This is a genomic window from Oceanospirillum sediminis (assembly GCF_014164585.1).
Taxonomy (GTDB): domain Bacteria; phylum Pseudomonadota; class Gammaproteobacteria; order Pseudomonadales; family Halomonadaceae; genus Oceanospirillum; species Oceanospirillum sediminis.
The window spans coordinates 167,712-191,809 of sequence record NZ_JACJFM010000002.1; the positions used below are offsets into that span (position 1 = coordinate 167,712).

At 47.4% G+C, this 24,098-nt stretch carries 19 protein-coding genes; 9 read left to right on the plus strand and 10 right to left on the minus strand.

All coding sequences use genetic code 11. The features are described 5' to 3' along the window. Positions 1–265 precede the first annotated feature (265 nt). The 8 genes from rpsA to H4O21_RS02390 all read right to left on the minus strand — a co-directional run bounded on the left by rpsA (position 266) and on the right by H4O21_RS02390 (position 13,994). A complete protein-coding gene (gene rpsA / locus H4O21_RS02355; protein ID WP_182807230.1) occupies positions 266–1,945 on the minus strand; it encodes a 30S ribosomal protein S1 in 1,680 nt (559 codons plus the stop codon). A gap of 226 nt (positions 1,946–2,171) precedes the next feature. After that, a complete protein-coding gene (gene cmk, locus H4O21_RS02360; protein ID WP_368737509.1) occupies positions 2,172–2,849 on the minus strand; it encodes a (d)CMP kinase in 678 nt (225 codons plus the stop codon). A 126-nt stretch (positions 2,850–2,975) separates the two neighbouring features. Further along, positions 2,976–5,189, minus strand: a complete 2,214-nt coding sequence (locus H4O21_RS02365) for a bifunctional prephenate dehydrogenase/3-phosphoshikimate 1-carboxyvinyltransferase (protein WP_368737512.1) — start codon at positions 5,187–5,189, stop codon at positions 2,976–2,978. A gap of 28 nt (positions 5,190–5,217) precedes the next feature. Further along, complete coding sequence (hisC, locus tag H4O21_RS02370) at positions 5,218–6,339, minus strand: histidinol-phosphate transaminase (protein ID WP_182807232.1); 1,122 nt, start codon at positions 6,337–6,339, stop codon at positions 5,218–5,220. A 173-nt stretch (positions 6,340–6,512) separates the two neighbouring features. Further along, on the minus strand, positions 6,513–7,604 hold the full coding sequence (gene pheA, locus H4O21_RS02375; RefSeq protein WP_182807233.1) for a prephenate dehydratase: 1,092 nt from the start codon (positions 7,602–7,604) through the stop codon (positions 6,513–6,515). 4 nt (positions 7,605–7,608) lie between these two features. Continuing rightward, positions 7,609–8,694, minus strand: a complete 1,086-nt coding sequence (serC, locus tag H4O21_RS02380) for a 3-phosphoserine/phosphohydroxythreonine transaminase (RefSeq protein WP_182807234.1) — start codon at positions 8,692–8,694, stop codon at positions 7,609–7,611. Between the two features lie 151 nt (positions 8,695–8,845). Then, a complete protein-coding gene (gene gyrA, locus H4O21_RS02385; protein ID WP_182807235.1) occupies positions 8,846–11,632 on the minus strand; it encodes a DNA gyrase subunit A in 2,787 nt (928 codons plus the stop codon). A 379-nt stretch (positions 11,633–12,011) separates the two neighbouring features. After that, positions 12,012–13,994 (minus strand): methyl-accepting chemotaxis protein, encoded by a 1,983-nt coding sequence (locus H4O21_RS02390; RefSeq protein ID WP_182807236.1) that lies wholly within the window; start codon positions 13,992–13,994, stop codon positions 12,012–12,014. A gap of 346 nt (positions 13,995–14,340) precedes the next feature. Here H4O21_RS02390 and rdgC point away from each other — a divergent pair, with 346 nt between their 5' ends. The 4 genes from rdgC to H4O21_RS02410 all read left to right on the plus strand — a co-directional run bounded on the left by rdgC (position 14,341) and on the right by H4O21_RS02410 (position 18,055). Next, positions 14,341–15,255, plus strand: a complete 915-nt coding sequence (gene rdgC / locus H4O21_RS02395) for a recombination-associated protein RdgC (protein WP_182807237.1) — start codon at positions 14,341–14,343, stop codon at positions 15,253–15,255. A gap of 61 nt (positions 15,256–15,316) precedes the next feature. Then, on the plus strand, positions 15,317–16,471 hold the full coding sequence (locus tag H4O21_RS02400) for a 1-acyl-sn-glycerol-3-phosphate acyltransferase (protein ID WP_182807238.1): 1,155 nt from the start codon (positions 15,317–15,319) through the stop codon (positions 16,469–16,471). A 41-nt stretch (positions 16,472–16,512) separates the two neighbouring features. Then, on the plus strand, positions 16,513–17,643 hold the full coding sequence (locus tag H4O21_RS02405; protein ID WP_182807239.1) for a cation diffusion facilitator family transporter: 1,131 nt from the start codon (positions 16,513–16,515) through the stop codon (positions 17,641–17,643). 136 nt (positions 17,644–17,779) lie between these two features. Further along, the gene (locus H4O21_RS02410; protein ID WP_182807240.1) at positions 17,780–18,055 is read left to right on the plus strand and encodes a hypothetical protein; all 276 of its coding nucleotides are present in this window, start codon (positions 17,780–17,782) and stop codon (positions 18,053–18,055) included. A 96-nt stretch (positions 18,056–18,151) separates the two neighbouring features. Here the strand turns inward: H4O21_RS02410 and H4O21_RS02415 are convergent, their stop codons facing one another. Continuing rightward, a complete protein-coding gene (locus tag H4O21_RS02415) occupies positions 18,152–18,640 on the minus strand; it encodes a DinB family protein (protein ID WP_182807241.1) in 489 nt (162 codons plus the stop codon). A 21-nt stretch (positions 18,641–18,661) separates the two neighbouring features. Then, positions 18,662–19,141, minus strand: coding sequence for a pilin (locus tag H4O21_RS02420; RefSeq protein WP_182807242.1), 480 nt, complete (start codon positions 19,139–19,141; stop codon positions 18,662–18,664). A gap of 163 nt (positions 19,142–19,304) precedes the next feature. Between H4O21_RS02420 and pilB the strand changes: the two genes are divergently transcribed. From pilB to yacG, 5 genes are all read left to right on the plus strand, one after another. After that, entirely contained in the window at positions 19,305–20,981 is a 1,677-nt protein-coding gene (gene pilB / locus H4O21_RS02425) for a type IV-A pilus assembly ATPase PilB (RefSeq protein WP_182807243.1), read from the plus strand. A gap of 38 nt (positions 20,982–21,019) precedes the next feature. Beyond that, positions 21,020–22,240, plus strand: coding sequence for a type II secretion system F family protein (locus H4O21_RS02430; RefSeq protein WP_182807244.1), 1,221 nt, complete (start codon positions 21,020–21,022; stop codon positions 22,238–22,240). A gap of 9 nt (positions 22,241–22,249) precedes the next feature. Further along, positions 22,250–23,098, plus strand: coding sequence for a prepilin peptidase (locus H4O21_RS02435; protein WP_182807245.1), 849 nt, complete (start codon positions 22,250–22,252; stop codon positions 23,096–23,098). Between the two features lie 123 nt (positions 23,099–23,221). Further along, complete coding sequence (gene coaE / locus H4O21_RS02440) at positions 23,222–23,869, plus strand: dephospho-CoA kinase (RefSeq protein ID WP_182807246.1); 648 nt, start codon at positions 23,222–23,224, stop codon at positions 23,867–23,869. Continuing rightward, entirely contained in the window at positions 23,866–24,069 is a 204-nt protein-coding gene (gene yacG, locus H4O21_RS02445; RefSeq protein WP_182807247.1) for a DNA gyrase inhibitor YacG, read from the plus strand. The genes coaE and yacG overlap by 4 nt, the downstream gene beginning before the upstream one ends. The last annotated feature ends 29 nt before the right edge of the window (positions 24,070–24,098 follow it).

The following is a 24,098-nucleotide window of genomic DNA, read 5'->3' on the forward strand; positions in this document are numbered from 1 at the left end:
CTTTGCGCAGCAAATTTCATGCGCTGCACAAATCAATGTAGCAGTAAAAGAGCATGATTCAAGCACATTTGTTTTACCAAAATGTGTCTTTTTTATACAGAATAAAGTCGGGCATTTCACTTACAGAGAATTACAACAAATCCTGACGCTGTTTAAAAATCAGACGACACCAGAGGGTAATAAGGAAACAAGATAGACAGACATAAAAAAAGCCATCGCAATGCGATGGCTTTTCTCAGATCGGAAAGAAAGCTAAGAAGAAATCTTAGTTCTGCTCCATCTGCTGCTTGATCAGGTCACCAATGGTGGTAGGACCAGCAGTTTCAACTTCCTGCGAACGTACTTTCGCCAGAGCCGCTTTCTCGTCAGCAGCGTCTTTCGCTTTCACAGACAGGTTGATTACACGGTTCTTACGGTCGATGCTAACGATCTTAGCTTCAACTTCATCACCTTCGTTCAGAACATTGCGAGCATCTTCGATCTTGTCACGGCTGATTTCAGAAGCTTTCAGAGTAGCAGTAACGTCACCAGCCAGCTCGATAGTCGCCTCTTTAGCGTCTACAGCGATAACTTTACCCGTTACCAGAGCACCTTTGTCGTTCTCAGCTACGTATTCCTGGAATGGATCGCTATCCAGCTGCTTGATGCCCAGAGAGATACGCTCACGCTCAGGATCGATAGACAGGATGATAGTCTCGATCTCATCGCCTTTCTTGTACTTACGTACAGCTTCTTCCCCTGCTTCATTCCAGGAGATGTCAGACAGGTGAACCAGACCATCAATACCGCCATCCAGACCGATGAAGATACCGAAGTCAGTGATAGACTTGATAGAACCGGTAACTTTGTCGTTCTTGTTGAACTTGCCAGAGAACTCTTCCCATGGGTTAGGCGTGCACTGTTTGATACCGAGAGAGATACGACGACGCTCTTCGTCGATATCCAGTACCATAACTTCAACTTCGTCGCCAACCTGAACCACTTTAGATGGGTGGATGTTCTTGTTAGTCCAGTCCATTTCAGACACGTGTACCAGACCTTCAACACCTTCTTCCAGCTCTGCGAAGCAGCCGTAGTCAGTCAGGTTAGTAACACGAGCTTTAACTTTAGTACCTTCTGGGTAACGAGTGATGATGTTCACCCATGGATCTTCGCCCAGCTGCTTCAGACCCAGAGAAACGCGGTTACGCTCACGGTCGAACTTCAGTACTTTAACCAGGATTTCGTCACCAACATTTACGATTTCGCTTGGGTGCTTGATGCGCTTCCAGGCCATGTCAGTGATGTGCAGCAGGCCGTCAACACCACCCAGATCTACGAACGCACCGTAGTCTGTCAGGTTCTTAACGATACCTTTAACTTCCTGACCTTCCTGCAGGTTAGCCAGCAGCTGCTCACGCTCTGCAGAGTTTTCTGCTTCCAGAACCGCACGGCGAGAAACAACAACGTTGTTACGCTTAGGATCCAGTTTGATTACGCGGAAGTCCAGCTCTTTGCCTTCCAGGTGAGTCGTGTCACGGACAGGACGAACATCAACCAGAGAGCCAGGCAGGAACGCACGGATGTTGCTAACGTCAACAGTGAAGCCACCTTTAACTTTACCGTTGATGATACCTTTAACAATTTCGTTCTCTTCGAAGGCTTTTTCCAGAACCTTCCAGGACTCAGCGCGTTTCGCTTTTTCACGAGACAGACGCGTCTCACCGAAACCGTCTTCTACAGCTTCCAGAGCCACCTGAACTTCGTCACCGATGTTCAGAGTAAACTCTTCACCTTCGCTAACAAACTGTGAACGAGGGATAACACCTTCAGATTTCAGGCCAGCGTGAACTGTAACCCAATCGCCATCGATATCAACTACAGTAGCAGCTACAATCGAACCCGGCTCCATGTTAACTTCTTGAAGGCTCTGTTCGAACAGTTCAGCAAAGCTTAATTCGCTCATTATTTTTCCTGTGTAATCATCAGTTATGGGATAGACAAAGCCTGCATCAGATTGCATTAAGCCCTGCTTCTCCACAGTCTCCGTATCACCAGCAAATACGGGCTTCATTTTATTATGCATCCAACGGCGTTAACACTGGTTCAGGCAATAACCGTTTATCAGTTAAAGGACAGTTATTCCCTATGACGCACTGTTGGACACACCTCCGAAAAAGAAAAAAGCACCATCAGACCAGAGAATATTCCCCAGCCAGTTCGATGATGTGATTGACCACTTCCGGAATCGACATATTCGTAGTATCCAGCGTAATAGCATCGTCTGCAGGCTTAAGTGGGGCCACTGCACGATTCATATCACGCTCATCGCGAGTTTGTATCTCGCTTAAAATGGCTTGGAATTTAGCATCAATTCCTTTTCCCTGCAACTGTTTTACTCTGCGACTGGCCCGCTCTTCCGCACTGGCAGTCAGGTAAATCTTCAGCGGCGCATCCGTAAAAACGACCGTTCCCATGTCACGCCCATCAGCAACAACCCCCGGTGCCTCTCTGAAATCACGCTGCCGTTGCAGCAAGGCATCACGCACACCGTTCAGGGCAGCCACTTTTGACGCATTATTGCCACAAGTCTCAGTACGGAGATCCTTTGAGACCTCCGTTCCCTCGAGCATAACACGCACAGGCTCGTTTTCTTCTCCGGGTAAAAAAGCCACATCCAGGTTACGAGCAACCTCAGACAAAGCTACCTCATCATCAAAAGACACACCGCGCCTCTCTGCGGCCAGCGCCGTAAGGCGATACAAGGCGCCACTGTCCAGTAAACGCCAGCCCAGCTTTCCGGCAATGATCTGACTGATAGTTCCCTTACCAGCACCACCTGGTCCATCCAGTGTTATTACAGGAATCACGATAGATAAATCCTAAACAGGTTAATCCAGCATAGCCCGACAGTAGCCTGATCTGCCGGTGCGTATCTTGTTCAGATAAAAAAACCGGCGTCTGCACAGGCAGAAACCGGCTCAGCATAGCAACGTTTACAATGACTCATCTTCAACAGAAAGATTGAAACCAGCACCATTAGCCAGCTCAACAAATCCCGGGAAAGAGGTTGCAACATTGGCACAATCTTCAATAAAGATTTCACCTTCAGAGCGCAAAGAGGCTACGGCAAACGACATAGCAATACGGTGATCATCACGACTATGCACGGAACCACTACCAATAACACCACCAACGATATCAATACCGTCCTCAACTACTGTGCAGTCAACACCCAGCGCCAGCAGCCCATCGGCCATCACCTGAATCCGATCACTTTCTTTAACTCTCAGCTCCTCAGCTCCCCGCAGGCGCGTCACACCTTCAGCGCAAGCCGCAGCAACGAACAATACCGGGAACTCATCAATAGCCAGAGGCACCTGATCCTCAGGAATATCAATGCCTTTTAACTGCGCAGAACGCACCCGAATGTCAGCAACGGGTTCTCCACCTACTTCAGCTTCGTTTTCCAACGTAATATCTGCTCCCATCAGCTTCAGAATATTGATCACACCAACACGGGTAGGATTCAGCCCTACGTGTTCGATCACTATCTCAGAATCCGGTGCGATAGAACCCGCCACCATGAAGAAAGCGGCAGAAGAGATATCAGATGGCACATCAATATCACTGGCAACCAGCTTTCCGCCACCCTGCAAAGATGCACTGGCGCCATTACGGGCGACCGAATAACCAAAACCTGTCAGCATACGCTCAGTGTGATCCCGAGTTGGAGCCGGTTCTGTTGTCTGAGTTTCACCCTGAGCATACAAACCTGCCAGCAACACGCAGGATTTAACCTGAGCACTGGCCATAGGCATGACATAGTCGATACCCTTCAGCTGCTGGCCACCTCTGATCAGCATAGGCGGGCGACCACCTTCAGCCGTTTCAACTACAGCCCCCATTTCACGCAGCGGCTTAGCGACACGCTCCATAGGGCGCTTAGTCAGAGAAGCATCACCTGTCAGCTCAACATCAAAGCTCTGCCCGGCCATCAGACCTGCCAGCAGACGCATAGAAGTACCTGAGTTCCCCAGATACAGAGGTCCGGCTGGTTTTTTCAACCCATGCAGACCAACGCCGTGCACCGTCACTTCACCCTGATGAGGACCTTCAATCACAACCCCCATATCACGGAATGCCTGCAAAGTAGCCAGACTGTCTTCCCCTTCCAGGAAGCCCTTAATATGAGTAGTACCTTCAGCCAGAGATCCCAGCATGATAGAACGGTGAGAAATAGATTTATCACCCGGTACACGTAAACGACCGGATAAAGCACCACCAGGTGCAGCTCGATAATGAATCAGTTTATTTTGCATAGGGATATAAGCCGAGTTTTCCAGAATTCTTGAAAAATGTTCCCGCGCTGATTTAGCCCGGGTAAAAATGCCCAGCATGGCATCACTGTCAGACTGCTCAACGGCAGTTCTTAATATGGCCAGTCCTTGTTCAAACTCCGTCAGCGCTTTCAGAACCGCCCTCTGGTTTGCTGTAAAAATATCCCGCCACATGACAGGATCGCTGGCAGCAATCCGGGTGAAGTCCCGAAAGCCTCCCGCAGCATAACGGAAAATTTCAAGGCTCTCATCCTGACGAGCCAGAGTATCCACCAGCGAAAATGCCAGTAAATGAGGCAAATGACTGGTCGCAGCCAGCACTTCATCATGATGCGGGATATCCATACTGAGTACTTCTGCCCCACAGGCCTGCCACATCTGAGTCACACAGCGCACCGCTGCCTGAGGATTATTTTCCGCTGGAGTAACAATCACTTTATGACGCTGGTAAAGATCAACCAGAGCCGCTGCAACACCGCTTTTCTCAGATCCTGCAATAGGGTGCCCCAGAACAAAGTTATCCGGCAAAGAGCCCCAGACCTTTTCAGCAGAAGCCAGTACGGAACCTTTACTGCTGCCCACATCCGTCACTATGGTATCCGGACGCAGCAAAGGCCGGATCTGGGCCATCACTGATTCCATGGCAATAACAGGCACGGAGATCACAATCAGATCGGCCTGTTCAATCCAGTCTTCAGCTCTGACTGATCCCTGATCAATCATGCCAATACTGATAGCCAGTTCCACTTCATCCTGATCACGGTCACAGCCGATAATATGCCCACCCAGCCCGGCTTTTTTCAATGCCAGAGCCAGAGAGCCGCCTATCAGACCCAGGCCGATCACCAGGGTTGTTTTAACTGTGTCGATTTCCCTGTTGGAGAAAACAGTATCCTGATTAGCTTTGCTCACCTGATAAAGCTCCCAATACCTTTTCCAGTGCCTCAATAAATCGGCGATTCTCATCCATAGTGCCTATGGATACCCTTAAGTGATCAGGCATCTGGTAAGGAGCAACAGAACGAACAATCACACCTTCCCGAAGCAGCGCCCCATCGACAGGACCGGCGGGCTGACCCACATCAACAGAGATAAAGTTCCCTACAGATGGAATAAAACCCAGTCCCAGACGATTGAACTCGCCTTCAAGGTAAGCCATACCTTCAGCATTAACAGCAACACTTCGTTTCAGATAATCTTCATCAGACAGAGCCGCAATAGCTGCTTCCTGGGCAGCCAGATTAGCATTAAATGGCTGACGGATACGATTCAGAATATCCGCAACCTCAGGGTTACTGACACTGTAACCAATTCTTAGTCCAGCCAGCCCATAAGCTTTAGAGAAGGTGCGAGTCACCACCAGGTTCGGATAGTCTTTCAGTAAAGCAATACCATCCGGGAAATCGGTTTTATCAACATACTCGGTATAAGCTTCATCCAGCACCACAATAACACGAGGCGGAACCTTATTCAGAAACGTCCGGACTTCAGATTCTGTCAGCCAGGTCCCCGTCGGGTTGTTAGGGTTAGCGACAAAGACCACTCTGGTTTTATCGGTGATCGCTTCCGCCATCGCGTCCAGATCATGCCCCCAGTCTTTCGCAGGCACTGCAATATGCTGTGCTCCGATAGCCTGAGTGACAATAGGATAAACAGCAAAGGCGTGCTGAGAATACACAGATGCACTATGAGCGGTCAGATAAGAGCGCGCAATCATTTCCAGCACATCATTAGAACCATTACCCAGCGTAATCTGTGCAGCCTCCACCCCCAGCTTATCAGCCAGAGCAGCTTTCAGACGAAAACCATTACCATCAGGATATCGGGTCAGCTCAGGTAAGACCGCCTGAATAGCAGCCAGCGCCTGAGGGCTGGGCCCCAGAGGGTTTTCATTACTGGCCAGCTTTACAATATCAGTAATACCCAGTTCACGCTCAAGCTCCTCAACCGGCTTACCCGGCTGATAAGGCTGCAAACCCTGAACACCCTTGTTGGCTAATTCGATATAGTCACATGCCATGATGATTTCCGCCTTTTTATTATCTGTTTCTGTCAACTCTGACTGTTCGCCATCCGTTATCTCCGTTACAAAGCTCCCGTAACGGATGGATCATACAGAGAAAAACGGGAGGCTATGCCTCCCGTTTTTCTCTGCGCATTAAGTATATTGAGCTTACCGCGTCCCGGGAGTGATTACAGCACACCCTTTGGATAGGAACCCAGTATCTTAAGATCAGATACCCGCTGTTCAACTTCTGCCATAGCCATACGCACACGATCATCATCTGCATGTCCGACAAAGTCGATAAAGAAGACATAGCTCCAGGCACCGACTTTAGAAGGTCGGGTTTCAACCCGAGTCAGATCAATACCATGACGGTGGAAAGGCTCCAGCAGATCGTGCAGGGCACCAGGCTGATTGCGCGTTGCAGCCATTAAAGACGTTTTATCGTCACCACTGCCAGGCACTTCCTGATTACCAATAATCAGAAAACGGGTTGAATTATCCGGTTGATCTTCAATTTTTTCGGCAATTTTTTCCAGACCATATAACTGAGAAGCCATATCTCCGGCAATAGCCGCTGAATGCCATTCTCCCTTAACCAGACGAGCGGCTTCAGCATTACTGCTGACCGGAATACGTTCTGCCGACGGGTAATGCTGGTCCAGCCACTTCCGGCATTGAGCCAGAGACGATGGATGGGAATAGATACGAGAAATTTTATCCCGACGGGTATTTTCACCCACCAGCAGATACTGATGAATTCTCAGTACAACTTCACCAGAAATTTTCAGAGATGAGTCAATAAAGCTGTCCAGAGTATGGCTGATGACACCTTCCGTCGAGTTTTCCACCGGAACCACACCATAGGCCACAGCACCCGCCTCGACCTCCCGGAACACATCATCAATTGCCGCCATAGGCTGAGCGACGGCAGAGTGGCCGAAATGTTTCAGTGCAGCTTCCTGAGTGAAGGTACCTTCAGGTCCCAGAAAAGCCACTTTAACCGGCTCTTCCAGTGCCAGACAGGCTGACATAATTTCGCGGAATAAACGCGCCATCTCCTCATCGGACAAAGGACCTTCATTACGCTCCATCACTCGACGTAAGACCTGAGCTTCACGCTCTGGGCGATAGAACTGGATATCGCCAGCCCCTGAAGCCAGCTTAACTTCAGCAACACGCTGAGCACACTGAGCCCGTTGATTAATCAGCTTCTGAATCGTCTGATCAATATCATCAATCTGATCCCGCAGGATCGCCAGCTGTTCTGCTTCAGTCATCCTATCACCCATGACGTTGTTCGAAATCACCCATGAAAGCAATCAATGCATCTACTGCCGCTTCAGGAACCGCATTATAGATACTGGCTCTCATTCCACCGACAGAACGATGCCCGGCCAGGTTCAACAAACCATTCTGCTCCGCTTCCTGCAGAAATACTTTATCCAGCGCATCATCTGCCAGAGTGAAAGGTACATTCATCTGTGAACGGTTAGCCACAGCAATCGGATTACCATAAAAGTGACTGTTATCAATGGCAGCGTAAAGTTTTGCCGCTTTACGTGCATTAATTTCTGCCATTTTCTCCAGACCGCCAACATCATTCTTCAGCCAGTCAAATACCAGCCCGGACAGATACCAGGCATACGTTGGCGGCGTGTTATACATAGAGTCATTATCAGCCATGATGCGATAACTCATCATAGAAGGAATAACATCCATAGCCTGATCCAGCAAGTCATCACGGATGATGACCAGCGTCAGGCCAGCAGGGCCAATATTTTTCTGAGCACCTGCGTAAATAACGCCATAATCCGTCACATCCAGAGGACGGGACAGGATGTCAGAGGACATATCGCATACCAGAGGGATACTTCCTGATTCCGGCAGATAGTCAAACTGCAAACCACCAATAGTCTCATTGCTGGTAAAGTGCAGATAAGCCGCATCATCAGACAATACAATTTCACTCTGAGCAGGCACAGACGTAAAATTACGTGCCTCACAGTTCCCGGCAATATGCGTATCAGCATAACGGGAAGCTTCTGCAATCGCTTTTTTCGCCCAGACACCTGTTTTCAGATAATTAGGTCGGCCGCCCTGTCCCAGCAGATTCAGAGGCACCATAGCAAACTGACTGCTGGCCCCACCCTGCATAAACAAGACTTTATAGTTGGATGGGATATTCAGCAGATCGCGCAGATCCTGTTCCGCTTTTTCCGCAATACCAACAAACTCCTCACTGCGGTGACTCATCTCCATGACGGATAAACCACGCCCTTGCCAATCTGTCATTTCAGCCTGAGCTTTCAGTAATACTGCTTCAGGTAAAGCAGCTGGTCCTGCGCAAAAATTGTATTTACGTGTCATCGATGTTCTCACACAAGAAGCAATGCTTCTTTCTGATCCTCTGTTACTTTGCAACCTGACAACGTTGTTCAGGTGCATCGTTGCATATCAAACAAAACAGGGGCCTCTGGCCCCTGTCGTTTTACCCCCGACAGATCACTGTCTGTCAGTATTATGATTCAGCATCTGACTCCGCCTGATGCCCATCATTTTGTTCAGGTTCTTCATTCTGCGCCGGATTGTCATCGGCGTCCAGCACCAGAGTCTCTTCTTCCACTTCACTTTCGTCTACATCCGGCTCATCAACCCGAACAGCAGTCACTAATTGCTCGCCATCTGTCAGACGAATCAGAGTCACACCCTGAGTATTACGACCAGAAACAGACACCTCCGCCACTCGGGTGCGCACCAGAGTACCACCGTCAGTAATCAGCATCATTTCATCCTGAGCCGCGACCTGAATAGCCGATACCAGCTGACCGTTACGCTCACTGGTCTGCATCGCGATTACACCCTGACCACCACGGCCTTTCACCGGGAAGGCTTCCAGACAGGTACGTTTACCGTAGCCATTTTCAGATGCCGTCAGAATATAGACCTGATCATCAATTGTTTCTGCACCTTCAGTCACTTCTACTGTAACGCTGTCCGTATCAGCTTCGTTATCATCATCTGCCACCACATTGGTTTGTGGAATAATCAGAGAGATCACTTCTGCGTCTTCCGGCAGTTTCATACCGCGAACACCACGGGCGGTACGTCCCATAGGACGAATCGCGGATTCATCAAAACGAATCATCTTGCCCGCACTGCTCAGGAGCATAACGTGATTTTCTCCGCAAGTTATAGCAGCGCCTATCAGACGGTCACCGTCTTCAATTTCCAGAGCGATCAGGCCACTACTACGAGGACGTGAGAATTGACCCAGAGAGGTTTTCTTGACGGTACCTTTTGCTGTTGCCATAAGTACAAACGGCGCAGAGTTTTTATCCTTCACCTCTGCAGTAACATTGTCGGACTCGTCTTTATCTTTATCGTCTGGCTTAGGCATCGGTAACAAAGCACTGATGTGCTCACCGTCTTCCAGAGGCAGCAGATTGACCATAGGACGACCACGGGAACCCCGACCCGCCTGTGGTAACTCATATACCTTCAGCCAGTAGACTTTACCCCGGTTACTGAACAGCAGAAGGGTGTCATGGGTCGATGCCACCAACAGGTGCTCGATCACATCTTCATCTTTCATAGCGGTGGCAGACTTACCACGACCACCGCGACGCTGAGCACGGTAATCACTCAACGGCTGGGATTTGGCATAACCGCTACGGGAAATAGTCACTACCATATCTTCAACGTTGATCAGATCTTCCATTGTCAGATCCAGACGGCTGCTGATGATTTCAGTGCGACGCTCTTCGCCATACTGCTCACGAATCGCATGCAGCTCGTCACGAATCACCTGCAGCAGTTTTTCTGAATCAGCCAGAATACCGGCCAGTTCAGCAATTTTTTCCAGAATATCCTTGTATTCATTGAGCAGCTTTTCATGCTCAAGGCCAGTCAGGCGGTGCAGGCGCAGTTCAAGAATAGCCTGAGCCTGAGCAGGTGACAGACGATAAATACCGTCATTCAAACCCATCCCTTCTTCCAGTTCATCCGGACGACAGGAGTCCGCACCGGCACGCTCTAGCATGGCAACGACATTGCCCGGCTGCCAGGCGCCTGCCATCAGCTTATCTTTAGCCTCAGAGGCAGATGGAGACTGACGAATCAGTTCAATCACCGGATCAATATTGGCCAGTGCAATCGCAAGACCTTCCAGGATATGGCCCCGTTCACGGGCCTTGCGCAGTTCAAATACAGTCCTGCGCGTAACCACTTCACGGCGGTGACGCAGGAAAGCATCCAGCAGCTGCTTCAGGTTCAATACCTTCGGCTGACCATTTTCCAGCGCTACGATATTGATACCAAACACACTTTCCAGCTGAGTCTGAGCAAACAGGTTATTGATCACCACATCGCCGGACTCACCGCGCTTCAGCTCAATAACGACACGCAGACCGTCCTTATCGGACTCGTCACGCAGCTCAGAGATACCTTCGATTTTCTTATCTTTCACCAGCTCGGCAATCTTTTCGATCACACGGGCTTTATTCAGCTGATAAGGGATCTCGGTGATAATAATGGTTTCTTTATTGGCTTTATCGTCACGCTCAATATGGTGACGGGCACGCATATAGATGCGGCCACGACCGGTGCGATACGCCTGCAGAATACCCGCACGGCCATTGATAATACCGGCAGTTGGCAGATCAGGGCCTGGGATAAACTCCATCAGCTGATCAACAGTCAGGTCACCATCGTCCAGCAGGGCCAGACAGCCGTTAATCACTTCGGTCAGGTTATGAGGCGGAATATTGGTCGCCATACCGACCGCAATACCAGACGAGCCGTTTACCAGCAGGTTAGGTACGCGGGTTGGCAGTACTTCCGGGATCTGTTCTGTGCCGTCGTAGTTATCAACAAAATCAACGGTCTCTTTTTCCAGATCTGCCAGCATCTCGTGGGAGATACGGGCCATACGCACCTCGGTATAACGCATCGCAGCAGCGTTATCACCATCGATGGAACCAAAATTACCCTGGCCATCCACCAGCATATGACGCATAGAAAAAGGCTGTGCCATACGTACAATGGTATCGTATACCGCACTATCACCATGAGGATGGTATTTACCGATGACATCGCCAACCACACGGGCAGATTTTTTATATGGTTTATTCCAGTCATTATTCAGTTCATGCATGGCAAACAGCACACGGCGGTGTACAGGTTTCAGACCGTCACGAACATCTGGCAGGGCACGTCCGACAATTACGCTCATCGCGTAATCCAGATAAGACTGCTTCAGCTCATCTTCAATATTGACCGGCAGGATTTCTTTGGCAAATTCACCCATGAGTATCGGAATCCTTTATCAGCAACATTAATGTTGCAATTCAGTACGCAACATGCGTCTTAAAAATTCACCCGATTATACTCTGATATCGCCCCTTGCAGCAATTTAGACACAGCGCTTTAACAATGGGTTGTCAGGGGAAAGAAAACCAGAAATCAGAAAGTTAGTTCATGCTGTCTGTCAGTGACTGCGGAAAGAGAGTCATATTGATAGTATTCAGACAAACGTTTATGAAGTGGGTCTGACAGTATTGATGAATATACCCGGAAGCAATCATACTGACATTTATTATCCAGAAAGGCTAAGTCTGCAGGTGCAGATAAAAGATGGTCCATTACAGTGAAATCTATACTGCCCTCCCTGGCAAAAATCCAGAGAACTATAGCAAGAGTTCTTTCTTTTCCCTGGATACACCCAGCGCATTAGAAATCCAGAGTACTTTTTCATGTACTTCTGTCTGCACAGAAAGAATGACATTTTCAGCTTGTTGAGCCTGCTGCTCCATCTCTTCCATCGCAGCAATAAACACCTCGACCTGCCCCACCTGATTACGGGACACCTCTGCACCTCTGTGAGCAAATTCAGCCGCTTTATCGGAATGATCCTGAACGGTCTTAGACATATCCAGTAAGAAAGTAGCCGCATCACGCTGTTCTTCTGCAGCTTCGGAGATATCGGTCATATTGACTTTAAGATCCGTTGATGCATTTTTCAGCTGATCCAGTATTGATCCTATGCGCGATACAGAGTTCTGCGTTTCCATAGACAGATTACGGACCTCATCAGCAACAACCGCAAAACCACGACCATGCTCACCGGCTCTGGCAGCCTCAATAGCAGCATTTAATGCCAGCAAATTCGTCTGATCAGAAATACCACTGATCACATCCAGAATACCGGTCACCTCATCCACTGCATCAATCAACTGATCCAGAGACTGATGCCCCAGACACAACTTATCAATTGCCTGACGACTGGCGCTTTCTACATTGCCGGCACTGTTCTGACTATTTTCCATAAACTTAGCCGTTTCCAGAGCAAAGTTCTCCACCTGGGTTGAACTGGCGTCCACATCATGGGCCAGACGGGTCAGTTCATCTGTAAAACTATGGGATTTGGCAATATACTCACGAGTTTCATTCGCGGCTTTACTGATGGTATCAATATCACTTAATACCACTTCCAGAGAGTCTGTGATCTGTGCCAGCTGAGTATCTTTTTCATGCTTCTGTTTCCGCATAGACTCGATCATATGGTTGAAGTTTTTAGCAATGTGTCCAGTTTCACTTCTGGAGTTACGAATCCGGATAGGCTTCATTTCTCCGCTGCTCACCAGCTTGTCAATCGCTTCAGCCAGCTGTTTTAGAGCAATAACAACCACATTATTCAGAAATAAATGCAACACAACGGCCAGAACAACAATCAGACCAACATAACTGACAAAAATCATTTTTACCTGATCTTCCAGCTCCGCTCTGTGTCTTATCACTTCTGCCTGCCCGGCTATGATACTCTGCTCCAGGTCATCAATCAGGCCATTGACCGCCTTACGGCTCGCCACACCTATTGCTATATTATCCAGCGTATTTTCAAGCTCACCCGGATAACGACGTACCAGACTGGCCAGATCAGATAGCAGCTCATCGCCTTTATCTTCCTGGACACTTTCATCATCATCCTCTCCCCACCCCATCATCGCCTGCATTTCATCTACTTCTTCTTCTGCAAAAATGCCCAGACGAGGTAATGCAGACAAGCGATCAACCAGAGATGATAAACGTCTGACCTGTTCCAGTAATGAATCCCGATAAGAGCTATTTGCGGTATCCATGTACTGTTCACGCAAATACTTAATCTGTATAAGCCCCAGAGAAATATCATGTAATTGCAGAAGGTACTGATAGGCCACCCCAGGATTACGACTCTGCCCTTGTCCGGCATAATCCCGAATACTATCGAGGCTGTCAGCGATCTCCTTCTCTGCCTGTAATAACAACCCTTTCTGATTACCAGCCAGCTTACCAGCCCCACGGAACTTTCCAGTAAGACCATCCTGCAGAGCAGATACAGATGGCCGGATAGCCGCTGATATATCATCAGGAAGACTGGACAGACGCTGCTCTGTCAGATAAGAAATTTTCTGCTCAGCTTCACTTAATTCCAGTGCATCACCGGTTGCCAGATAGCTCTGAATGGTCTTCCGTAAATCAATAGCGACTTCTTCTTTAAACAGAGAATATGACTGGGTTGCCGAAAACGCACTGTTGAGCCGTTCCAGCCCCCAAAGCAGAGTTGCCGCAAGAGAAACCGCAATCAACACCAGAACAACCGACGTTGCGCGTGTGACTGTAGCAATTTTCATAATAGAGAGAGCCTTTAAGTAGCTTGTCACCTGTTGCAACAGAGTCAGACAGATCCTGGATTCAAGTGATTAAGAATAATTTGGTTAAATGATTTTAATTTGGCGGGCACAATGCCAAAGCCAAATGACAGTTATCTGTCATTTTTATGACAGAAATATTTCACCGTTAACTAACTTATCCTCAGGGCTTGTTCTTGCGGTCACATTCTGAGTTGTTATTTTTTGTTACAATCTGTTGTATTGATAATAATTGCCCCAGATCGACTAAAATACAGCGGGCTCAACTGGTCAGTCAGGGTGCTTTATTAGATAATGTAGCGCCCGAATGTTACGGATATTTGATCATATGTGGTTTAAGAATATTCAGGTGTTCCAGTTCAGCGCCGACTTTTCTGTAAAGATTGATGAATTACAGGAAAAGCTTACAGAGTTTCTTTTTGAACCCTGTAAAAGTATAGAGACCTATCGTCATGGCTGGGTTATGCCTGCCACTACATCTGATCAGCTTTTCTATACCAGTAGCAACAGAGTTTTGCTCTGTCTGCGCCGCCAGGAAAAAGTCATTCCTGCGGCGGTAGTTAACGAAACCCTGAAAGAACGAGTACAGGAGCTGGAAGTAAAAGATCACCGTAAAGTTGGCAGAAAAGAGAAGCTCAGCATTAAAGAAGATATTCTGAGCGAACTAACGCCCAGAGCCTTTGCTAAATCCAGCTACACCTGGGGTTATGTGGATCTGAACAGCCAGCTGATACTGGTAGATGCTGCCAGCAGTAAAAAGGCAGAAGAGTTTTTAGACCTTCTGCGCCAGACTCTGGGTTCATTACCAGTACTTCCCCTGAATACAGAACTCACACCAGTCTCTCAGATGACTCAATGGTTGCAGAATACAGCAAGCAGGCCTGCCGGACTGGAACTGGATGGACAGTGTGAACTCAGATCAGACCTGGATGAAGGCAGCGTTATTCGCTGCAAGCAACAGGAGCTTGACGCTGATGATGTTTTATCTCATCTGGAATCCGGTAAACAGGTCACTAAACTGGCGATCAACTGGCAGGACAGAGTGCAGTGTATTCTGAATGAAGATCTGAGCATTAAGCGTTTGCGCTTCGGCGGCGACCTGCTGGAAGAGGCCCGCGACAGCTACGCGGATGAAGACCCCATAACCCGGCTCGATGCAGACTTCACACTGATGTCTCTTGAACTGTATCGTTTTATACAAGCCCTGACAGAATGGCTGGGCGGCCAGAGAGCGGCACACTGAAAAAAAGACCGCAAAGCAGCATACACACACCTTCGGACATAACCTCGGATACAGACATAAAATGACCACGGATACAGATCAGTTTAAAGAAATCCGCCCCTACTACGATCACGAAGCCCACACCGTTATCAACCGTATTATTAATCATCCGGAATTGATTGAAGCGATTTGTAAGTTCCGATTCCCTCAGATTCACAAACCCCTGGGATTTCTACTCCGTCCACTGATCAGAAGAAAACTGCAGAGCCAGTTTGCCAACATTGATAACGTGCACGACTTCCAGATGCAGGTTGCCAGTTATATGGCGCGCATGATCAAGAACAGCACCAGTGGTTTTACTGTATCCGGCCTGGATCAGCTGGACCCGGAACAGAGTTATCTCTTTGTTGCCAATCACAGAGATATCGCGATGGACCCGGCTTTTGTTAATTATGCTCTGTATCTTAACCAATCCAGCACTGTTCGCATTGCCATTGGTGACAACCTGCTGCAGAAACCCTATGTCAGCGACCTGATGCGCCTGAATAAGAGCTTTATTGTCAATCGCTCCGCGAAAGGCATACGAGAAATGATGAAAGCGCTGACAGAGCTATCATCCTACATTAATCATTCAATACTGGAAGAACATCACTCTGTCTGGATTGCTCAGAAAGAAGGGCGGGCAAAGGATGGTATTGATGCAACAGATCCGGCCATTATTAAAATGTTTTATATGAGCCGAAAAAAGAAAAAAGATGGTCCTGCGTTTTCAGACGTCATGAACGAGCTGAATATTGTGCCTGTCAGCATTTCTTATGAGTATGATCCTTGTGATGAGCAAAAAGCCAGAGAGCTTCATGCTGTTGCCACAGAAGGGGAATATAATAAAGCTGAGTTTGAAGATATTCGCAGTATCGTCAATGGCATTTCTGGTTTCAAAGGTAAAGTACATGTGCATTTTGGCCATCCCTTAAAGGGAGAACTGTCTGACGCTGAAACCGTCGCAGAAAAGATTGACCAGAGTATTATGGATCACTATCAGCTGTACGATTCTAACTGGCTGGCTCTGGAAATGCTGGAAGGCTATGACCATATCAGCGGCAAACCCCAGATCAGTGATACCTCTCGTCAGGTGTTTACAGACCGGATTAACAGCTATGCTGAAGAATACAGGCCGTATGTACTGAGAATGTATGCCAATCCAATTCTTAACAGCAGAAGATTACTTGCATCCTGATCCGGGCTGTTATTTTCTGACCTTGATAAACAGGAGTTCAGATGTCTGAAGCAGAACGTAATGCAAAAGCCATTCAGAAGGTTACCCTCACCGGCGCAGTACTGGATCTGTTTCTGGGTATCGCAAAAATTGTCGTGGGCTGGCTGAGTCAGTCCCACGCACTGATAGCCGATGGCATTCACTCACTGTCTGATCTGCTGACCGATGCCCTGGTTCTGATTGTCGCCCATTACGGCGCTCAGGCTCCGGATAAAAGCCACCCTTACGGCCATGCCCGTTTTGAGACCCTGGCAACACTGTTACTGGGCAGCACTCTGATCGCCGTTGCTGGCGCGATAGCCTGGGATAGTCTGGAACGCCTGATATCATCAACCCCTGCCCCAATCCCCGAATGGCCTGCTCTGATTGTCGCCATCCTGTCTATAATGGGAAAAGAGTGGATCTTTCACTACACCATGCGCGTCGCCAGGAAAGTGCAGTCGGAATTGCTAAAGGCTAATGCCTGGCACAGCCGTAGTGATGCTCTGTCATCTATCGTCGTTCTGATAGGTTTACTCGGATCAATGGCAGGCTGGCACTGGCTCGATCAGATCGCTGCCGTTATTGTAGGGGTGATGGTAGGTTATATTGGCTGGAAGCTAATGACAGACAGCATCAGAGAGCTGATCGATACAGCCTTGCCAGAACAGCAACTGGCGGAGATAAGATCAGAGCTGCTGCGCACCGAAGGCGTAATTGATGTTCATGATATAAGATCACGTACAATGGGTGCTCGTATCCTTCTTGATCTGCATTTACAGGTCAGCCCACGGGTCAGTGTATCTGAAGGGCATTACATCGGGGTTCGGGCAGAATATATACTGAAATCGGCTCTGAATATTTCTGATGTTGTTGTACATATCGATACCCATGACGATTCTTCTTCCGAGGATATATTACCCGGGTTACCGGGAAGAGCTGAAATTCTGCATCAGATAGAAGATTGCTGGCAGAAAACTCCAATCAACTACCAGACAGATCGGGTACAGATTCACTACCTGAACGACTCAGTACATCTTGATATCATGATTGCAGGCATACCACCGGATGAAGATACAGTAAGACAAATGACTCAGTGTATACAGTCTCAGCCCTGGGCTGGCCAGGTTCGGCTATGGTTCACTCCTCTATAGCCTGTTTATTCTGTTATAAGAAAGCAGAGAACAGAATCAATCTGCCGAGACATAAAAATGCAGCAAAGAAAGCTTGCAACTAGCCTGATATTGATAGAAAAATTACAATAAAGATGGATAACATTAAGGAGCCGGTATGAGCACCGCAAACGAGATTAACCAGACACGAATTATCAACGAGCTGCGCCAGTTTATTAAAAAGCTGTTACAGGATCCTCAAATTGTAGCATCGGCACTGGAAGTAGCCCGTAAACACTATGGCTCTCAGGATGCTGCCGTTGAAATGGCCAGAGAAATCAGCAGCCTGACCAGTGTCCACATTCCTGATGATCCAGAAGATTTTTCAGATGCAGACCGTCTGTTTCTGGAGATCCTGAAAGAAGTGATGAACGAAGAGCAGGCCATGTACTGATCTACAATATCAACAGAACAAGAGCATCACACTGTGTGTGGTGCTCTTGCATAAGAACAAACAGGCAATACCTATACAGCTATAAACAGTATCATTTCAGCCTGTTACAAAATAGAAATAATCCATAGCCGGTACTGGCACTCCTGCTTTGGCCAGTGCAGAAGAGATCTGTCCCCGGTGGTGCGTGCCATGATTAAACACATGGATCAGCAAATCGCCATTTTTTATTCTGGCCGGATCACCTGACATATTCCTGTACTTAATAACTTGTTCCAGCCTTCGATCTGTCAATGTCGCACATTCACGAAACCAGAGATCACATTGATTCAGCAATGCCGTTTCTAATGCTTTCAGATCTGTTTCTATTTCATGCCCTAAATCAGTAACAGGGTAAGGCACTCCTTGTATACGGGCCAGCCACAACTGATCAACCAGCAACAGGTGATTCAACGTATTATGTATACTGCCAAAATAGAGCCCGGCATCCTCCCGATACTGATCCTCAGATAACAGGTCAACGGACTCAAACAGCTTCTCTGTTGCCCAACGATGATAACGGGATAATTTGGATAAATACTGTTGCATATACCCCCCTGAAAAATCAGATTAGTTACAGTGTGCCGGAAGATATTTTGAATCAATGACCATACTCTCAGAAAGGTCTTGCGTGGTACAGTCCCATGTGACCGTTCTGGCTGCATTATCATATTTACCGACAAATAAAACCGCCTTACCCGCTATAGGATAGGCCACACCTTCATCCGTATTTTTAAGAGTGACTTTTATTCTTGCCTCAGCATCCGATTTTTTCTCATAACTGATCGCCGCGACATAACGCCCGGATACATTATTCGTGGTAAACGGAGGTTTATTTGTTGCGGGGAAAGCACCTCTGACCAGTAAAGCTTCTGTTGTAGATGTCTGAGCAGCAGATGCAAAACTAACGACCTCAGGCATCTGACTTCTGGCGACATAATTATCATATTCAGGGATAGCAAAGCTGGCCATAATGCCAACAATTGCGACAACGATCATAAGTTCAATCAGTGTAAAACCCTGTTCATCCTGAACGCCATATCCATACATAAGACACCACCCTGAAACGTCATCTGAAGATAACAGCAGTGTGTCATTTTTCTTATTTTGTTACAATAAAGCTGAATATACGTACTTTTAACCCTCATTTAACGACAAATAGCGACATAAAAAACAATTAACTTTTATCAGAAAATGCCAGGGACTAAGGCCTATGATGCCCTCTTATTCGACTGAAGGAATAGTATCGCGACTTATTCAGGAACATGGAGTATCTGAAAAAAAGCTCACACGGCTGATCCGGAACACAGAAGAAACCAGCAATAATCTCTTTGAAGCGGCTATACACTCGGGGCTGATCGCCCCCCGGCTACTGGCACAGGTTGCTGCAGTGGAGTTTGCCATCCCATTTATGGATCTTGCCGCATTCAACAACAAACAGATACCCCATAATATTCTCAGCGACAGCACTATCAAAAAACACAAAGTCCTTCCTCTGAAGACACAGAACAACAAACTTTTTCTGGCTCAGTCAGATCCGACAAATCTACAAGTCTCTAAAGAAATTATGTTCCAGACAGGGCTTTACACCGAGACAATCCTGGTTGCCAGTGATCAACTGGATAAGATGATCAGCCAATACCTGAGAAATAATAAGAGCAGGCTGAACCACCTTGAACAGGAAGAATCTTCTTATAATCCTTCTGATACCCTGCAAACTGAAGACAGCGATGGCCCGATCAGCAGGTTTATTAATCATATTCTGAATGATGGAATTCAATCCGGGGCGTCGGATATTCATTTTGAGCCTTACGAACAATCTTTCAGAGTGCGTTTTCGCTATGATGGCCTGCTCAGAGAAATAGCCCACCCTCCCTTTAATCTGAGAAACAGGATTATTAGTCGCTTGAAAGTACTGGCTAACCTGGACATATCGGAACGACGCCTGCCTCAGGATGGCAGCATAAAATTTTCTCACCATGACAAAAATAAAACAGATATCCGGATTAATACATTGCCGACACTATGGGGTGAAAAAGCAGTACTTCGTATTCTGGATACCCGACACAGGCTAATTCCTATCGAACAGTCGGGCATGTCATTACAGCAACAGATTCACTTTAAAAAAGCTCTCAAGCACTCTCAGGGTATGATTCTGGTAACAGGGCCTACAGGCAGTGGCAAAACAGTCACTCTGTACACTGGCCTGAGCCTGATAAATAGCCCTGAAAACAATATTCTTTCTGCTGAGGATCCTGTTGAAATTAATCTTGAAGGCGTTAATCAGGTTAATATTAACCCTGCAATAGGGCTGGACTTTGCTTCATGCCTGAGAGCCTTTTTACGTCAGGATCCGGATATTATTATGCTAGGAGAAATACGGGATGCTGAAAGTGCAGAGATAGCAGTAAAAGCCGCTCAGACAGGCCATCTGGTACTATCAACACTACATACCAATGACGCTTCAGGTGCATTAAATCGTCTCTACAACCTGGGAGTCTCACCGCACAATCTGGCATCTTCCGTTAACCTTATTATTGCTCAACGACTGGTCAGAAAACTCTGCCAGCGATGCAAAACGCCCATCAGCTACTCTGAAGAAGAGCTACAAAAAGCAGGTCTGCCCCACAACCAGAATGCACCACAGATACTATATAGCGCAAAAGGATGTGATAGTTGCCAGACAGGTTACAAAGGCAGAACCGGAGTATTTGAAATGCTGGCTCTCACACCAGAAATAAGGGAACAGATAGAGCAGCAAATACCTGTCACCCGAATTATCAGCAGCTTGCAGAAACAAGGCCACACCTCGCTCACAGAAGCAGGAACAGCACTTGTCGCACAGGGAATCACCAGCCTGGAAGAGATCAGAAGAGTTATATCTCAATAGAGTTTGTCAGCCTGGAATCATAAGAAAGGAGTCAGCATATGGAGCAAAAGAAACTCAAAGAATCCGACTACATATGGCGGGGAAGAAACCAACAGAACAACCAGGTCAACGGTGAGATATCTGCTGCAAATATCCACCTTGCACATGCCCGGCTACTTAAACAGGGCATTATTCCAGACAAAATATCCCGAAAGAACACTATACTGCAATGGTACAACTCCAAGCCACCATCACAGAAAGATATTAATCAATTCACCCGCCAGCTCTCTGTTTTACTGACAGCTGGAATACCTCTGATACAGGCACTGGATACGCTTAGCAGCAACAGGCATCATCGTCTCATGCGCTCTGTTCTTCTGAACATAAAGCAGGAAGTCTCTGAGGGACATATGCTCAATCAGGCCTTAAGACAGCACCCGAAAGTTTTTCCACCTCTATACTGCAACCTGATAGAAGCAGGTGAGTACGCTGGCACACTGGAGTCTATCCTTAACCGGATAGCCGATTACCAGGACAAAGCAGAAACCATCAGAAAAAGAATTAAAAAAGCACTGGCTTACCCAACAATTGTCGTCTTAACCGGTGCTCTGGTGATATTTATCTTACTGACAAAAGTGATTCCTGAGTTTCAGGCCCTGTTCGCCAGTTTCAATACCACATTACCACCACTAACCCGGCTATTTATTTCTCTGTCAGAACACTTCAGAAGCTGGGGCTGGCTCATTCCAGTAATGATCTCAACACCACTGATTATTCTGATCAAAGGTTACCGGTCCTCAGAAAAAATCAGAAAATATGCTGACACAGTCTTGCTGAAAACACCCGTAACCGGTTCTATTATACGTCAATCCGTTGTCGCACATTTTTGTGCTGTTCTGGGTACTTCTCTCTCAGCAGGCACCCCTTTAACCCGAGCAATGACACTGGCTTCAAAATCCTGCGGCAATCTGGCCTGTGAAACGCTATTACTGAATTCAGGACAACACCTGGCAGCAGGACAACCTCTGCATTTTGCATTACGCTCCACAGAGCTTTTTCCTGATATTGCTATTCAGATGATTATGATAGGCGAAGAGTCGGGATCACTGGAACTGATGCTAAAACGTGTCACAGATTACTGTGAACAGGAATCTGATCAGACTCTTGATAAAATGACCACCCTGCTGGAGCCTCTCACCGTTATAATACTCGGAGGGACAACATTCTTTCTTGTACTGGCAATGTACCAGCCCGTATTCAGCTCAAACCACCTGTTCTGAGATCTTCTGATGGAAATACAGATATTACTGCATGAGCTGTATCAGCTTTTTCCTGCAGGCACCCTATTCATTGTTTTTATTCTCGGCACTGTTATCGGCAGTTTTCTGAATGTTGTGATACACAGACTCCCACTGACTATAACCACCAGGCCAGATACAATGACCAGCGATACATTCAATCTGGCCTGGCCACCCTCTCACTGCCCGGTTTGCAAGACTGCCATTAACAAAAGAGATAATATCCCTCTGATCAGCTTTTTCTTGCTAAGGGGTCAGTGCCGTCACTGCCACAAATCAATTTCCATACTCTACCCTATTGTCGAATGCTTATCAGGCATTCTGGCAGTCATTGCTGTCATTCAATCAGGTCCGGGAATACAGGCTATGGCTCTGTCAGCCGTCAGCCTGACTCTGCTGACTCTGGCCTGCATCGATTTCAGAACATGGCTGCTGCCTGATAAGCTCACTCTGCCTTTATTATGGAGCGGGCTGCTATACCATAGTCTTGACAATCCAATCGGATTATCCAGCTATGTATGGGGCGCTGCAGCAGGCTATCTTAGCCTCTGGTCCGTTTATCAGGGATTCAGATTACTCACTGGCAAAGAAGGCATGGGATACGGAGACTTTAAGCTAATGGCAGCACTAGGGGCATGGTGTGGCATAATAGCTTTACCTTCGATATTGTTAATCAGCTCTGTAGCAGGTCTTTTGTTTGCGATAGGTATTCGCATTTTCAATCCCAGGACAAAAAATCCATCTGCTATTCCGTTTGGTCCGCCTCTGGCAGTTGCAGGCTGGCTGACACTCTGTTTTCCGGATAATATCCAGCATGCAATGAACCTGATATTCACATAAATGAGCTTTTATCCGGATACAAGGCACTGATTGAGGGATAATAATGGACTACGAGCCTGATACACTCCGGTACTACGGATACAAGCATACATCCTCACTCCGAAATATAAGCCAGATAACACTATGCAAACAGATCATCTGATAATTGGCCTGACAGGGGGCATAGGCTCAGGAAAAACGGCTGCCTCCGATTTTTTTTCCGAGCAGGGGATACCTGTTGTTGATGCCGATATCGTCGCCAGACAGATTGTTGAACCCGGACAACCTGCCTGGCAAGCTATCCGGGAACATTTTACCCCTGACGTTTTACTGGAAGACCAAACGCTGAATCGTGCATGGTTGCGGGAAAAGATATTCCAGGACCCGGAAGAACGTACATGGCTGGAGTCGATCACTCATCCGGCAATCAGAAGTGAGATTATTAAACAACTCAACCAGCCGGCAATCAGCTATACCCTTCTGGTTTCCCCGTTACTGTTTGAGAGCCAACAACATACACTCTGTCATCGCACACTCCTGATTGACGTTCCGGAAAAGCTTCAGATAGAACGCACTAGCCAAAGAGATAACAATAGCCCGGAGCAGGTTGAAGCCATTATTCGAGCACAGATGTCACGTGCTGAGCGCCAGATAAGAGCTCACGATATTATTCTGAATAATGAAAGCCGGGAGAAGTTATACCAGGCCTGCCTCGACAAGCACAGGGACTACCTTACGCTGGCTGAAAATTATAAAATGATTCGGATTACAGACAGAGATTCAGCATCATGAGCCAGAAAACACTGACCGTTAACTGCCCGACATGCCGATGTCAGATTGAATGGAAACCAGAAAACCAGCATCGCCCATTCTGCAGTGAACGCTGCCGACTAATTGACCTTGGAGAGTGGGCCAGTGAAAGCCACAAAATTGCCGGAGAACCAGCATTGGACGAAGCCAGTTCAGATCTGATGGAAAATCTGTACCGCTGATAGCAATTAATAACGTAAACAGGCCGAAT

Coding starts and splice junctions, on each gene's coding strand:
- rpsA (WP_182807230.1), bottom strand. CDS start 1,945: ATGAGCGAATTAAGCTTTGCTGAACTGTTCGAACAGAGCCTTCAAGAA.
- H4O21_RS02435 (WP_182807245.1), top strand. CDS start 22,250: ATGGAAATACAGATATTACTGCATGAGCTGTATCAGCTTTTTCCTGCA.
- hisC (WP_182807232.1), bottom strand. CDS start 6,339: ATGGCATGTGACTATATCGAATTAGCCAACAAGGGTGTTCAGGGTTTG.
- H4O21_RS02405 (WP_182807239.1), top strand. CDS start 16,513: ATGTCTGAAGCAGAACGTAATGCAAAAGCCATTCAGAAGGTTACCCTC.
- pilB (WP_182807243.1), top strand. CDS start 19,305: ATGATGCCCTCTTATTCGACTGAAGGAATAGTATCGCGACTTATTCAG.
- pheA (WP_182807233.1), bottom strand. CDS start 7,604: ATGACTGAAGCAGAACAGCTGGCGATCCTGCGGGATCAGATTGATGAT.
- H4O21_RS02415 (WP_182807241.1), bottom strand. CDS start 18,640: ATGCAACAGTATTTATCCAAATTATCCCGTTATCATCGTTGGGCAACA.
- H4O21_RS02430 (WP_182807244.1), top strand. CDS start 21,020: ATGGAGCAAAAGAAACTCAAAGAATCCGACTACATATGGCGGGGAAGA.
- H4O21_RS02390 (WP_182807236.1), bottom strand. CDS start 13,994: ATGAAAATTGCTACAGTCACACGCGCAACGTCGGTTGTTCTGGTGTTG.
- coaE (WP_182807246.1), top strand. CDS start 23,222: ATGCAAACAGATCATCTGATAATTGGCCTGACAGGGGGCATAGGCTCA.
- H4O21_RS02400 (WP_182807238.1), top strand. CDS start 15,317: ATGACCACGGATACAGATCAGTTTAAAGAAATCCGCCCCTACTACGAT.
- gyrA (WP_182807235.1), bottom strand. CDS start 11,632: ATGGGTGAATTTGCCAAAGAAATCCTGCCGGTCAATATTGAAGATGAG.
- yacG (WP_182807247.1), top strand. CDS start 23,866: ATGAGCCAGAAAACACTGACCGTTAACTGCCCGACATGCCGATGTCAG.
- serC (WP_182807234.1), bottom strand. CDS start 8,694: ATGACACGTAAATACAATTTTTGCGCAGGACCAGCTGCTTTACCTGAA.
- rdgC (WP_182807237.1), top strand. CDS start 14,341: ATGTGGTTTAAGAATATTCAGGTGTTCCAGTTCAGCGCCGACTTTTCT.
- H4O21_RS02420 (WP_182807242.1), bottom strand. CDS start 19,141: ATGTATGGATATGGCGTTCAGGATGAACAGGGTTTTACACTGATTGAA.
- H4O21_RS02410 (WP_182807240.1), top strand. CDS start 17,780: ATGAGCACCGCAAACGAGATTAACCAGACACGAATTATCAACGAGCTG.